This is a genomic window from Aquiflexum gelatinilyticum, from assembly GCF_024813435.1.
Taxonomy (GTDB): domain Bacteria; phylum Bacteroidota; class Bacteroidia; order Cytophagales; family Cyclobacteriaceae; genus Cognataquiflexum; species Cognataquiflexum gelatinilyticum.
In genome coordinates this window covers 161,134-174,984 of record NZ_JANAEZ010000004.1, presented here as the reverse complement: position 1 = coordinate 174,984, position 13,851 = coordinate 161,134, and the positions used below count along the sequence as shown (strand labels likewise).

General features: G+C 39.5%; 9 protein-coding genes. 4 read left to right on the top strand and 5 right to left on the bottom strand.

Annotation, left to right across the window (positions count from 1 at the left end):
• The 4 genes from NK987_RS11155 (at position 1) to NK987_RS11140 (ending at position 6,281) form a co-directional block, all read left to right on the top strand.
• Complete coding sequence (locus NK987_RS11155; RefSeq protein WP_258425007.1) at positions 1-525, top strand: Crp/Fnr family transcriptional regulator; 525 nt, start codon at positions 1-3, stop codon at positions 523-525.
• Between the two features lie 234 nt (positions 526-759).
• Positions 760-1,698, top strand: a complete 939-nt coding sequence (gene mdh, locus NK987_RS11150; RefSeq protein WP_259263907.1) for a malate dehydrogenase — start codon at positions 760-762, stop codon at positions 1,696-1,698.
• A 103-nt stretch (positions 1,699-1,801) separates the two neighbouring features.
• Entirely contained in the window at positions 1,802-4,525 is a 2,724-nt protein-coding gene (locus NK987_RS11145; RefSeq protein ID WP_259263906.1) for a hypothetical protein, read from the top strand.
• A 79-nt stretch (positions 4,526-4,604) separates the two neighbouring features.
• A complete protein-coding gene (locus NK987_RS11140; protein ID WP_258425004.1) occupies positions 4,605-6,281 on the top strand; it encodes a mechanosensitive ion channel family protein in 1,677 nt (558 codons plus the stop codon).
• Here the strand turns inward: NK987_RS11140 and NK987_RS11135 are convergent.
• From NK987_RS11135 to NK987_RS11115, 5 genes are read right to left on the bottom strand one after another with little or no spacing between them, the layout of a single operon-like run.
• Positions 6,278-7,906 carry a hypothetical protein gene (locus tag NK987_RS11135; protein WP_259263905.1) on the bottom strand — a complete coding sequence of 543 codons (1,629 nt, stop codon included), beginning with the start codon at positions 7,904-7,906 and terminating at the stop codon, positions 6,278-6,280. The two genes, NK987_RS11140 and NK987_RS11135, sit on opposite strands and share 4 nt — an antisense overlap.
• A gap of 10 nt (positions 7,907-7,916) precedes the next feature.
• Positions 7,917-9,074: a DUF4249 domain-containing protein gene (locus tag NK987_RS11130; RefSeq protein ID WP_259263904.1), complete on the bottom strand. Its 1,158-nt coding sequence runs from the start codon at positions 9,072-9,074 to the stop codon at positions 7,917-7,919.
• A gap of 33 nt (positions 9,075-9,107) precedes the next feature.
• Positions 9,108-10,253, bottom strand: a complete 1,146-nt coding sequence (locus NK987_RS11125) for a DUF4249 domain-containing protein (protein ID WP_258425001.1) — start codon at positions 10,251-10,253, stop codon at positions 9,108-9,110.
• Positions 10,253-13,006 carry a TonB-dependent receptor gene (locus NK987_RS11120; RefSeq protein WP_259263903.1) on the bottom strand — a complete coding sequence of 918 codons (2,754 nt, stop codon included), beginning with the start codon at positions 13,004-13,006 and terminating at the stop codon, positions 10,253-10,255. Before NK987_RS11120 ends, NK987_RS11125 begins: the two co-directional genes overlap by 1 nt.
• Entirely contained in the window at positions 12,999-13,703 is a 705-nt protein-coding gene (locus NK987_RS11115) for a hypothetical protein (RefSeq protein ID WP_259263902.1), read from the bottom strand. The genes NK987_RS11120 and NK987_RS11115 overlap by 8 nt, the downstream gene beginning before the upstream one ends.
• Positions 13,704-13,851 lie beyond the last annotated feature (148 nt).

Here is a 13,851-nt window from a genome sequence, read left to right as displayed (position 1 = left end):
ATGATCAATCCTTTTTCCAGGACTTTCAATGAAAGTGAGTTAGAAGTTTTTCAGTTTCTTTCTCAAGTCAATTTTTTTGAAAAACTCAAAAACATTGAAATGGCAAGATTTCTGCCTGCTATCCATAACCGGAAGTATTTAAAGGACGAAGTTATTTTCTTCAGGGGAGATCCAAGTCAGGCATTTTACATCATCAAATCAGGGAAAATAAATCTTACCATTGACATCAAAGATTCATTTGAAGTCATCAAAGAATTGGGAAAGATTGAAGCTTTTGGAGAAAATGCCCTTTTAGAAAACACCAAAAGAATATATACCGCCATCGTAGCTACGGATCAGGCAGAGTTGATGGTCATACCTCACTTTGCGATTCAGGAGGTATTTGACAGCAATCCAAAAATCAAAGCCAAGGTGATGACCTCCCTGGCAGAATATTACAATGAAAACAACAGGAGACTTTTCAAATCCTATAAAAACTCCTTTGGATTTTTTAATCTTGGTGAGATGTTTGAGACTCCTCAGTAAAAGTGATTTCCGATATTTTGATTCAAAAGTTTCATTCAAAATAGGACTGCAATCATTAATTTGAATTGCAAGAGTTAACATCTAACAGTTAGGTCCGTAAAACCAAACAAAGATTGGGAAAACAAAAGTCCGATTATCAAGTATTCAATCGGAATACTTTATTTAGAAACCTTTGTTTAATAACTTAGCGCCACTTTTGAAAACAATGTTAACACTAAAAATAAACCTTATATCATGACAAAAGTAACCGTAGTTGGTGCCGGTAACGTGGGTGCCACCTGTGCTGACGTATTGGCCTATAGAGAGATTGCAGAGCAGATCGTATTGGTAGACATCAAAGAAGGGATTGCCGAAGGCAAAGCCCTTGATATCTGGCAAAAAGCACCGATCAATCAGTATGACAGCAGAACTGTTGGTAGCACAAATGATTACAGCAAAACCGCTGATTCTGATGTAATTGTCATTACTTCGGGTCTGCCGAGAAAACCTGGAATGACAAGGGATGACTTGATCGAAACCAATGCAGGAATCGTAAAGTCAGTAACCGAAAACGTGGTGAAGCATTCTCCAAATGCGATCATCATCGTGGTATCCAATCCACTTGACGTCATGACTTATCAGGCCCACATCACTTCCGGTTTTTCAAGAAACAAAGTGATCGGAATGGCAGGTATTCTTGATACTGCAAGATACAGGGCATTTATTGCTGAAGAGTTGAATGTTTCTTCCAAAGAAATTCAGGCAATCCTAATGGGCGGTCATGGTGATACCATGGTGCCGCTCCCAAGATACACCACAGTAGCCGGTATTCCTGTAACTGAATTGATTGGGAAAGAGAAACTTGATGCCATCATCGAAAGAACTAAATTTGGTGGCGGTGAGCTTGTCAAATTGATGGGTACTTCGGCTTGGTATGCACCGGGATCCGCTGCTGCACAAATGGTAGAAGCAATCTTGAAAAACCAGAGAAGGGTATTCCCTGTCTGTATCAAGCTTGACGGAGAATATGGTATTGATGATTGCTACTTGGGCGTTCCTGTAATTTTGGGTAAAAACGGCGTGGAGAAAGTTATAGAACTTGATCTGAATGATGAAGAAAAATCCATGCTTGAAGTTTCAAGAGGACATGTAAAAGAAGTGATGAACGTCCTGGACAAGATTTCTTCGAAATAATCTAAATTTTCATTTTTGTAAAAAAATCCCGGTTTATTATCGGGATTTTTTATTTTATTGCTGCCTAGGGGAAAATTTAGCCATTCCCCAAAATGATCGACAATTGAAAAAAATAATCCTCGTCTTTTCTGTTCTGGTTTGTATTGGAGTTGCGGCCGTAATAGTTTGGAAAAATATCCTCAAAGAAACAAACCCGAATGCTTTAGAAGTCATTTCTGCAGAAGCATTGTTTGTTTTTGAAACTCAGGAACCTGTTTTGGCCTGGAACCAACTAGTAAGTCAGCCATTTTGGAAATCAGTTTCAGGAATACCTTCCTTGAAAAATGCTGAAAACAATCTTTTGTTCTTGGACAGCCTGGCCGGGAGATCGGGAATCCTTCAAAAAAATCTAAAAGGAAATCAGTTGGCTATTTCCCTTCATCCAACGGGAAAAGAGGAATTTGATTTTTTATATGTTTTGGCCTACCAAAATCCTGAAAGTTTTTATCTGTTAGAAGAAATTGAAAGGAAGATACAAAGCCAAGGGACAATTACTTCAAGGAATTATAGTGAAATAACCATCAAAGAACTTAAAACAAATGGAAATGGCGTGACTTTGACTTATGCCAAGATTGATAACCTTTTGGCATTGAGTTTCACCTCTTTTTTAGTAGAAGATGCCATCAGACATTCTCAAAATGATGGACTTTCTGTTTTCAGCGAACAATATGAAGAGCTATTCAAAGAATTACCGACTTCCAAAGGATTGGGTGTTTTGAGAATTGGGGGCAGCGGCCTATCCGGAATAGCCAAAGTAATCACTCCTGAGAAGAACAATTTTTCTGTTTTGCATCAAGGGAAAACCAAATTGTCCGCAAATTTTCAGATAGATTTTAAAGAAGAAAAAGTATCACTTGATGGTACGATGTTTTTTGATGGGGAAAAAAAACCAAGCCTTAAAAGTATCCCCACTTCTACTATCGAATATTTCAAAAACCTGATCCCAAGCCGGACAGCAATATATTTCCAATACCAACTCGAAGATCCATTTGCGCTTTTTTCAGGATTTGAATCTGATTTCCCTTTCAACAGTACTGTCATTGGGGATATTGAAACCAGACTAATCAAAAAGGGATTCGCAAAATACCTTACAGGGCATATTGCTTTGCTCAATATGGAAAAAATCTCCAATGAGGCTCAGGATAAAATATTATTGCTCAGGACAGAAAATCCGAATGTCCAGCTTGAATTGTTGAAAAAATTTGGTTTAGGGGAAAATCAACAAATAGATATCTTGCAGCTTTCTGACATCCATCAAGGAATTGAAATTTTCGTTATTGGAACCGAGGAGTTCCCAGCCCACTTGTTCAATGGAAATTTTGTGGGTTTTGGTGATACCTATTTCACGATAATTGAAGAGATTATTGTGATGGCAAACAGTAGCAAGGCCATGAAACTTTTTATCGAGGATTGGAAAAAAGGAAAGAATTGGGGAAAGTCTGCAAACCAAGAGGATATCATCCGGAAATTGGAAGAAGAGTCGGGGTTCAGCTTTGCATTGGACGGACCCAAGTTTTGGGATACTATGGAAGAATCCTCCTCCCCGGGTTGGAAATCCTTTTTTCAGAGGTACAAGCAGGAATTAAAAACCTTTGATAAAATATATTTAAAGACATTTGAAGAGGGCAATGATGCGAAGATCCATATTGAAATCAGTCACAAGCAAACTGACCTTGGTCCTTCCGACGTGGACATTTCTCTGATTGAAAATGTTTCCGTAGCATTTGAAAACCGACTCGTTTTCGGTCCTGTAGGCATCCGTAATTTCAATGACAACAGCGTCGAATTTGTTGTACAGGATGAAATGAACAGGATTTTTCTACTGACCAATGAAGGAGAGGAAGTTTTCTCCTTGGATTTGGATGGTCCGATTATATCTGAGATTTTTCAGTTTGATTTTTATAAAAATGGGAAACTCCAATTGCTTTTTGCCACAAATGATAAGATTTATGCTATTGACAGAACTGGACAGCCTTTGGTTGACTTTCCGCTGACCTATCAGAATGAAACCTTCACCCATCTGAATTTACTGGATTATGAGGGTAACAGGAATTACAGGATTTTTGCATCCACCCAAAAAGGCAACCTCTTTTTGTATGATCAATATGGGGAACTTTTGGAGGGATGGGATCCAAAACCCATTGGATCGCCATTAGCTGTAAAGCCTGCCCACCATAGAGTGGCAGGTATTGGAGACAGGATGTTGGCTTTAGGAATGAAAGGGAATATCCATTTTTTCAATCGAAGAGGCGAAGAAGAGGCAGGTTCACCGGTTCAGGTCAAAGGTGAATTGGGATCTGATTATATATTATTGGAAAGAGGAACCTCAAAGGAAACCCAACTTGTAACTGTTACAAAAGAGGGAGAAGTGGTCATGGTCAATCTTCTCGGTGAGATTACTTTTCGCAACCAATTGTTGAGGCCGGACCGGGAAAGCAGGTTTTACCTTATCAAAGATCAGGAAGAAGGTCGTTATTTGTTTGTTGTACATGAGTACAATAAAATAACGGTTTTGGATGCTGACTACAAGGAAGTCTTTTCAAAACCCATTATGTCTGAGGATTTACAGTTTCAGTATTATACTTTTGGACAGGACAAAAGCATATTTGTGGTTGTCGATAAAGTACAGGAATTTGTTTATTTGTATGACTTTGAAGGTCGTCTGATTAATCCTGTTCCGATAACAGGGAGCCAAAAAGTTGATGTTACGTATTTGCCTAGCCAAAATGAATACCTGATTTACGCAATTTCAGGAAAAGAATTTAAGAGATTTAGTCTCCGCTATTGATCTGTTTGGTTGGAGATGAATTATGCATCCGGAGTCAGTCTCGCCTGAATTCCTTTTCTTAAATCAAAAAAAAACAAAAATGATTAAAGCAGGAAAGTTTGGAATATTGATTTTTTTAATGGGTTTTTATTTCTCAGGATTAAAAGCCCAAACAACTTTAAAGGAACTTTGGGATTCAAAATATGCCCAAAACGGCGAAGAACCTGATCTAAGTACACCATACAGCACAATTCTATTTTTTTTCTTCCATTTGGATGAGGTCAATTACAGTCCTGAAGACGCATCCAAGGCTTTGGAAATCGGTAAAAACAACAATATTGACACGGAAAAATTAGCTGTCCGGCTCAAGCAAATATTTGAGGGAAATGGCATAATTCTAAATTTTTCACAAATTCCCGATGACCCTGATTTCACAGATTCACTGGCTAACAACCAATCCAAATATTTTTTCGATTCCAGACATTTTCCTCAGATTTATCTTGAAAAAAAGGGAGAAGAATGGAAATTCAGCTCCCAAACAGTCTCTCAAATAGATAAACTTTACCATGAGACTTACCCTTATGGCACAGGCAGACTGCTTAATCTCCTCCCCAAACTTGGAACCCAAGTCTACTTTGGAATACATTTTTGGCAGTTGGCAGGGATCTTTATTTTGGTATTCCTCCTTTTTTTATCCCATAAATTGCTCACAGTAGTTTTGGATAAAGGATTGCTTTATTTTCTCCAGAGGTTTGGATATGAATACCTGGGTGAAAAATATTTATTGCCTGTGGCTAAGGTGATGAGCATTTACCTGATCATTGTTTTTTCAGTTTTGTTTATCAGGGTACTTCAGCTTCCTGCTGAATTTGTATCATGGTTGATAAAAATCCTAAATGTCGCAAAACCATTGGTGATCACCATTGTCTTTTATAAGGTTGCGGATATCGTTTCCATGTATTTTTCAAAACTTGCGGAAAAGACAGAATCAAATCTTGATGACCAGTTGGTTCCTCTTTTAAGGAAATCCCTCAAAACGCTTGTTATCATTGTAGGTACTTTGTTTGTGTTGAAAGATGGGCTGGAAATCGACATAGTTCCGTTTTTGACAGGGCTATCGATTGGAGGTCTTGCATTTGCCTTGGCTGCACAGGATACCATCAAAAATTTCTTTGGTTCTATCATGATCTTCATCGACCGACCATTTCAGGTGGGGGATTGGATTACTTCAGGTGAAGTGGACGGAACTGTCGAAGAGGTGGGATTTAGATCTACCAGAATCCGGACTTTTCGCAATTCGGTGATGTATATACCCAATGGAAAAATAGCCGATGCTACCATTGATAACCATGGACTAAGGCAGTACAGGAGATTTTATTGCACCCTGACTATCACTTATGATACGCCTTCTGATTTGATAGAGACTTTTGTTTTGGGATTGAGAAAAATAGTAGAAGCTCATCCAGATACCCGCAAGGATGTATTCAATATCTACTTTAATAACCTCTCAAGCTATAGTCTTGACATTATGTTTTACATTTTTTTTCAGGTTCCTACCTGGCAGGAGGAATTAAAATGTCGTCACGAAATATTGATTCAGATAATCAACCTTGCCAATTCTTTGGGAGTCAGGTTCGCCTTTCCTACCCAGACCATGCATATGGAAAGCTTCCCTGAAAAAAAATCACTTGCTCCTTCGCAAAGCAATGACATGAATTTTTATAAAGCCCGGTTACAGGAATTTTTGGATAAGGAACTGACAAAAAAGGAAACCTAATTTTGAATTTTGAGTCTGTTTTTTAAAAAGTTCATCTTGCCATTCTCTTCTAGGGTGGCTACGATGATTTCAAAATCCCCTGATATTTCTGAGCTAAAGATTTGAATAGAATCCTTCAAATTCAATGAAGTTTCCCAATACAAAGTGCTCCTGAAATCCGGAAAACTTGACTCAGTCGGGTTTTGATTTAAATGGATTGACTTGGGTTTTTTTATTTTTTGGATTTCAGGGTAGTTGAGATATAATGCATTGGAAGGCAATTGAAAACTCCCAAAATCATTCTTGAAAGAGGTGAAACTCATCACGCCGGAATATTTATCCTGATTGAAAGAAAATTCACGGGTCATTACCTCCAATTTCTTGAGGTTCACAGGATTGAAAGCTGCCAGTGCATCGGTATCAAAAACCGGCATGGCATCTATCATGATCAACGGATTTTCTTGAAAAACAGAACCCAAGGGGCTGTTTAGTATTTTAAATAAGGTTTTTTTGTCCTGCTTCCTCACCAATACTTCCGGCACATACTCCCGGAGTGTGACTTCAAGGTTTTCAAACCGGGTATAATCGTCCAGTAAATAGGTTTTGTCAGCATCAAATCCGATCACAATAGGAGCAAACTCCACAGAGTCTTTGGAGTAATAATAGGTGCTAACCTGTCCTGCAGTGATCAAATCAGAAATAAAATCCCTATCTTTTTCTTCTAATTTCAGTTCTGGAAATACAAAATCCTTTTTGAAGACCAAAGGCAAAAAAGGCAATTCAGGAGAGAAATTGAGCTGCTTTTCTATGTCTGAAGATTGTGCTATCAGGTATTTGTAGGCCTTCAATGCCCCGATTTCAAAATAAAGATCTCCGTTTTCCTTGGGTTTGGCGGAACTCAAAAATGATTGAACGCCATGGGTCGATAGGAAAAAAGTTTCTGTAGTATCAATCTCTGAGTTCAAATTTTTTCCGTGGACAATATGCCCATAGGGTTCAGGAATGAGTTCCAAGGTTTTGTCGATATCCTGGTAAATCTCGCCTTGGTAATAGCCTGAAAGGGTTTCTGGCAAGAATGGATTTGATATAGATATAGAAATCGAGGACACTTTCCCCAAATTTGAATTGGAAAGATCAAGCCGAGTACTTGATTTTTTTGGAAAAGAAACCATCTCTTCTTGACCCAAAGTTGAAGGCTTTATGGATGGGTAAATTCCTCCTATTTGTACCAAAGCCTTGGACTTGGTTGGTTTTTTTGGATTGATGACAGTGACAAATTGGTTGAAAACACCATTTTGGCTCATCTTTGGGCTGATTCGTGTATAGAATCGCAAAATGTAATGGTCTGATTCCAGGTCTTTGGGTATTTCAAGATATCCGTCAGACTTACCGTTTTGCATGGGGTAAACTATTTGATGTACAGCTATCCCGTTTCTGTCCACCAATTCAGCATAGCCGATTTTCGAGTAAAAATTTTGATCAATATCCATGGCGGACATAGAAAACCAAATCGTTTCACCCGTGACCGCTATATTTTTGGAAATATGGGCAAATACAGATTCTTCCACCTTGGTTTGGCCCCAACTTATCTTGGGCATCACTGTGAAAATAAAGAACAGAAGGGCAATCAATTTCTTTGGTGTCATTTTTTGAATATTAATCTTCCCAAAAATCAGGCTTGATGTTGGTTCCTCTCAAAGTACAGTCAGTACATTCTTTTGTTGCAGCTCTAAATCCGATGGTAGTGGTCACCACCACAACCGGAATGACAGGTATTCTTGCACCGGATGCGAACTCCCTTTCATAATCTGAAATAAGAACAGTGTCTTGGTCTAGTCTGCAAAATTCATATTCCTCTATAAAATATGGCCAAGGTGCCACATCTGCTGCATTGATATAGATTCTTTTGGACGTCGATTTCCCCATACTGACTATTCCGATTACATTGTCCCCATTGGGATCAACAGATTTGATGTTACCCCTGATAAGTGAGGGTAATGGACTGAAAATCCCGCCGATATCATCAGAATTTTTTCTCAAAATCTCCCAAAAGTCGTAAGTCTCCTGGTTTACTGCTCTTTGACGTACATTGATACTATAGCGTTCGGTCAATTTTTCCGACCTTTTTGGTATCCTGACCAACTCCCTCTGAAGAATGGTATTATCTGCAAATCGGGAGGCGTTCTGTAAGATGATTTTCGGAAATAAATTTGACTTCCAGCAGAGGTCTATTTTCTGGTCAGCTTTTCTAAATTCTACATCTTTTGTTGCCGGATTGAAAAAAAACTGACTTCTGACTCCGGGTCTGAAAATCCAGTCTTCTTGATAATCCCAAAGGAAATATTGGGCTTCCTCATTGCCTTTTGTACTGACGAATATTTCTACTCCTTCTTGGTCATTCAAAAACCCAAGTTCTTCAATCTCAGGAGTGATGATTGGGCTCATCGGGTCTGAAAGATATCTTTGGCCATTAAGTAGGTTGATCCCCAATTGGTAATTTAATTCCTGATCAAAAAATCCTGAAAAAGTATAAACTCCTGTTTGGGTCTCCTGAAAAGGCCACTCTTCACCTGATTCTGATCTAAGAAATACCGCTGCACCTGACTCAGGCCTGAAGCTTTCTCCACTACGGATTGGATTAGTCCTGCTTAATGTGATTTCTGAAATTTCCCCGCCTGTTTCAATAAATCCCTCTACCACTAGGACAGCAAGGTCTTGGTCAGTCACCTCAGGGTCAAAGGGATCTCTACATCCTGATAAAAATAGGATTGCCAAAGCTAGGCTTTTGATAACATGTTTAATATTTCTGTTCACTTAAAACCTCTTTAATTATTTATTTAAGGACTGTCAATCTTCCCAAAAATCAGGCGCTTTATTGTTTCCACGCAGCGTGCAATCTGTACATTGTTTGGTAGATGCACGATATCCAAGAAAGAACATCCCGTCAAAGACCTCCCTTGCCGGTACCCTGTCAATATTGTTAAATGCTGTCACCGCTTCATTGGGCGGAATGGTATCAGGAAGTACAAAGCAGAATTCATATTCTGGTATAAAAACTCTCCAAGGCTGTACATCTTCATAATCAATATAAATCCTTTGGCTGGCAGATTGGCCCATGCTTACATATCCAATGGCATCCTCATCACCTGGGTTGACAGCTTTGATGTTACCCCCAATCAGCGAGGGCAGGGGACTGAAAATGCCCCCGATATCATCAGAGTTCTTTCTCAAAATTTCCCAAAAATCATAAGTAGCCTGGTCTATGGCTCTTTGCCTGACCTTGATGCTATACCTTTGGGTCAATTTTTCAGACTCGTTTGGTATTCTGACAAGTTCACGTTGGATGATGGTATTGTCTTCAAAACGGGCTGAATTCTGTAGAATGATTTTTGGGAAAATGTTACTGTTCCAACAGAGGTCAATTCTTTCATCAGGTTCTCTTCTGACAACCTGCCCTCCTTCAAATTTGAGGAATGAAATCACCCCAGGTCTGAAAATCCAATGTTCCTCATAATCCCAAAGGAAGTATTGGGCTTCATCCGTGCCTTTGGTACTGATGAATATTTCGACACCCGCTTCATCTCTCAAGAAATTCAGCTCATTTATCTCAGGAGTGACAATAGGCTTTATGGGGTCGGAAAGATACTGTTTGCCATTGGGAAGATTGATCCCCAATTGGTAAGTATTGTCAGTATCAAAGAAACCTGAATAGGAATAGGTTCCGGAATCAGTTTCACTGAAAGACCACGATTCCCCTGTACTGGAAATCAGAAATACAGAAGCATCGATCACTGGTAGTGCAACAGAATCACTTCTTATCGGGTTGGTTCTGCTCAAATAGATGGTGGATTCTTCTCCATTTGTTTCTATGTATCCCTCTACTACAAGGATTGCAATATCCGCATTGGTCACTTCAGGTTCAAAGGGGTCACGGCAGCTTCCCCACAAAAAAAGCAACAAAACTGCTACAACATAGGATAACCTCTTTCCCATCAGATTCGGAAATTATAAGTAATGAATGGAATCGGTTCAGCAAAAATGGATAATTGATACCCTTGTAAAATTCCGTTGACAGGAGTGAAATATACCGAGTAAGGATTCCTTCTTCCAAGAAGATTGTATACTCCGATTGACCAGGATGAATGGGCGAGTTTTCTGACTTTATGGTTCCCCTCAATGTTGATGGAGAAATCAATTCTGAAGTAATCCGGAATCCTGTAAGCATTTCTATCTGAGAAATAAACCCGCTCCGAACCCCCATAATTGAACTTGGCAACTGGCAATGTGATAGGTCTTCCGGTGCTGTAGTTGGCATTGATGGAAGTGCTGAAGCGCTTGCTCAAAGCATAATTTCCAACCAAGACAGCATTGTGAGGTTGATCAAAGTTGTTAGGATACCATTCTCCTCCATTGATTTTCTCGGCCATTTCATCCTGAGCAGTTCTCAACAAAGACCGAGAGTAAGTATAGCTGATCCACCCATTAAGCTTTCCGGTGTTTTTTCTTAACAAAAATTCCGCACCATATGCCCGTCCTTCTGTCCTTAGGACACTTTGCTCAATGGCATTATTCAAAATCAGGGATGCGCCTGACCGGAAATCGATGAGGTTTTTCATTGACCTATGATAAGCTTCCACCGAGAACTCAAATTTATCTACTTTGATATTTCTATAGTATCCGATAGAAACCTGATCTCCCCACTGTGGGCGGATATTTGGATCACTCAGTTTCCAAATGTCAGTCGGTGCAATGGCGGCATTGTTGGTCAGCAAATGGATAAACTGCCTGTTGGTATTGTATCCTGCTTTGATGGAGGAAATATTGTTGAGGCTATACCTAGCAGAGATTCTGAACTCGGGACCGCTGTAAGTTTTGATGGTTTGCCCTCCGTTGAAAGTCGTTTCACCGACTAAGTTGGGTGGTGATATTGGCAAACCCGGTTTATATTCCCGGATAGTATTGGGTCCGAGATAGTTGTAAACAGCGTAACGCATCCCGAAATTGATGGAAAATTCATCTGTCACTTCGAAATTGTCTCCGATATAGATGGAAGTCTCAAGGGCCTGTTCGGGATTTACTTCCTCGGGAACGACAATGGATTCTGCACCTGCAGGTTCGATGAATCCCGGATTTAGTCGGTATCTGATGGTATTGAGTCCAAAAGTAAAAGTATGTCTCAAGTCATATTCATAGGAGAAATTGGCTTTGAAAAAATCCTGTTTGATGCCAAATCCGAAATTGTATCCATTGGACGGATTGTCTCTGCCTTCAATACCAAATTGGTAATGGTCTCTACCCGCTACAAATTCGCCTTCCAACCGGTCACTGAAGTAATGGGTCCAACCCAAATTGATGCTTCGGTTTTGATACATAAAGGTAGTATCCCGGTCAAATGCAAATCTGTCACTACTCCCGTAGGTGTTTAACCTGATGATGTTTTTGTCATTCAGCTTATGGGAAACATTGAGGTTTAAGTCATAGAAATTTGCCCTACCATCTTTGAAATCGGTGTTTTCTTCCAAAATATCCAAAAGCCAATCAGAGTACGTAGACCTTGCCCCAAGTGCAAAAGTCGTTTTTTCCCCAACAGGGCCTTCCACCGAAATCCTGCCTGTCAGCAATCCGATTCCTCCCCGAACGGTAATTTTTTCATCATTGCCGTATTTGGCATGCACATCCAAAACTGAGGAGAGCCTTCCACCATATTGGACAGGAATACCTGCTTTGTAGAGGTCTACAGATTCCACCAAGTCAGGATTGAATGCGGAAAACAGACCAAATAAGTGTGAAGGATTGTAAATCGTGGCGTGATTGAACAGAATCAGGTTTTGGTCGGCAGCGCCTCCTCTAACGTTGAATCCAACGCTAGCCTCCCCGACAGTCTGCACTCCCGGAAGGGTCAAAATGCTCCTGATGATGTCCACTTCTCCCAATATGGCTGGAATTTGCCTCATGGTTTCCATATTCAGTTTTTGAACGCCCATCTCCGGACGGGAAATGTTGGTCATTTTTTCTGAAGAAATGGTAACCTCCGAGAGGGAGATGATATTCTCTTCGATGGCTACATCCAACACACCGTCGCCTTGAAGGCTTATCTGACGTTGTTCCACAAACCCACCAAGATTTTGGATGAAAATGGTATGTCTTCCGATTGGGAGTTTGATTTCAAATTGACCGTCCTGATTGGCAATGGCGCGGGTATAATTGATTTTTTCAAAAATCACTGCTCCAAAAACAGGATTACCCGTTTCCAGTCCTGTGACCTTTCCTCTCAGAACAGCCTCTGTTTTTCCTGAATTGTCCGGCTTTCCTATGACGTAAAGCTTATTTCTGGAAAAAGCCCTGTCAATGTCAGACTGCCTTAAAATACTGTCCTTTTCCAGTTCTGATACCCTTGAAAAAAAATCCTTGGGTAAAGAAGTGTCTAGTGCGGTTCCTTTGCTGATAAAAACCCGGTGATTTTCATCCACATGATATTTCAGTTCAGTTCCTTCAAATACTCCTGAAAGAACCTGCTCGATGGTGTTGTCCTTTGCGCTGATATTGATGACCAAATCAGCCACATCTTCTTTTGAAAAATAAAACTTGTAGGAAGTTTGGGATTCTATTTGCAGAGCAAATCGCTCAAAACTTAAACCCGGAAATAATCCAGAAATCCTTTCCTCACTTTGTTTGATCTCCTGAGCCCAGGCTCTTGGAATGGAACAAATCACACAAAAAACGAGCAATGCCAAAAGCTTATTCATGTGCAGATTGGTTATATGATGCTACCAAAAAAGACAAGTAACTTCGGCGGTCATTTCGATAATTCAGGCTTTTTTCTTTGGCACCGCGATTAATTTCTTTTTTGTTTAGCCCCAAAATAGAGATGGCTTGTCCCTTACTTTTTATGTGATAAATCTTTTCTCCATGTTGGATCAAAAAATCTGACTTTTCTAAAAAAATACTGCTGTATTGACTCATTTCTCTTTTGGCTTTGGTTGTTTTGAAGAATTTGCACAACAGATTAGCTTTATTTCCTTCCTCGACCAATTCATAAAATCCCTTTCCGTGGTGACTATACTCAGGATTATCCCAAATCCGAATAAATTTGAATTTATCAGGTAGGGTAAAGCCATCTATCTTGTCGGTCTTGATCAATGTTTTTTGTTTATGGACAGGATGAAAAGTAATCACTTCGTCTGTAAATGTATTATAGAGCAAAGGGACATTTTCATAAGTCAGTCCATTGATAGTGAGGCTCCCGTATTCAAAATTTTTCGATTTAAAATAAGGGTATCCTTCTATGGTTTGGGGCGGATCTACATAGTATCCGCCGCTTACTATTTCCTGGTGGAGTGGGATATTTGCCTTGTAGGCATCTTCTAATTCTTGAGACGACTGTGCTTTGAGATTTGAGACAAGACAAGCGCAGAAAGCGAGAAGAAAAAAATAGGATTTCATAGGTTTTTATTGGGAGTAATGATAATTGGAAATCAATATATATAAAAAAAACACGGTGAAAACAGAAGTATTTAGGATTTATACAAAAGGTAAATTTTTATAGATATGGTACATTATTTTTAAGCATAATTGCTGAATTTTAAAATTC

Excerpts from the sequence above, each read along its gene's own strand:
- mdh (WP_259263907.1), top strand. The coding sequence starts at position 760 with ATGACAAAAGTAACCGTAGTTGGTGCCGGTAACGTGGGTGCCACCTGT.
- NK987_RS11155 (WP_258425007.1), top strand. The coding sequence starts at position 1 with ATGATCAATCCTTTTTCCAGGACTTTCAATGAAAGTGAGTTAGAAGTT.
- NK987_RS11125 (WP_258425001.1), bottom strand. The coding sequence starts at position 10,253 with ATGGGAAAGAGGTTATCCTATGTTGTAGCAGTTTTGTTGCTTTTTTTG.
- NK987_RS11115 (WP_259263902.1), bottom strand. The coding sequence starts at position 13,703 with ATGAAATCCTATTTTTTTCTTCTCGCTTTCTGCGCTTGTCTTGTCTCA.
- NK987_RS11120 (WP_259263903.1), bottom strand. The coding sequence starts at position 13,006 with ATGAATAAGCTTTTGGCATTGCTCGTTTTTTGTGTGATTTGTTCCATT.
- NK987_RS11140 (WP_258425004.1), top strand. The coding sequence starts at position 4,605 with ATGATTAAAGCAGGAAAGTTTGGAATATTGATTTTTTTAATGGGTTTT.
- NK987_RS11135 (WP_259263905.1), bottom strand. The coding sequence starts at position 7,906 with ATGACACCAAAGAAATTGATTGCCCTTCTGTTCTTTATTTTCACAGTG.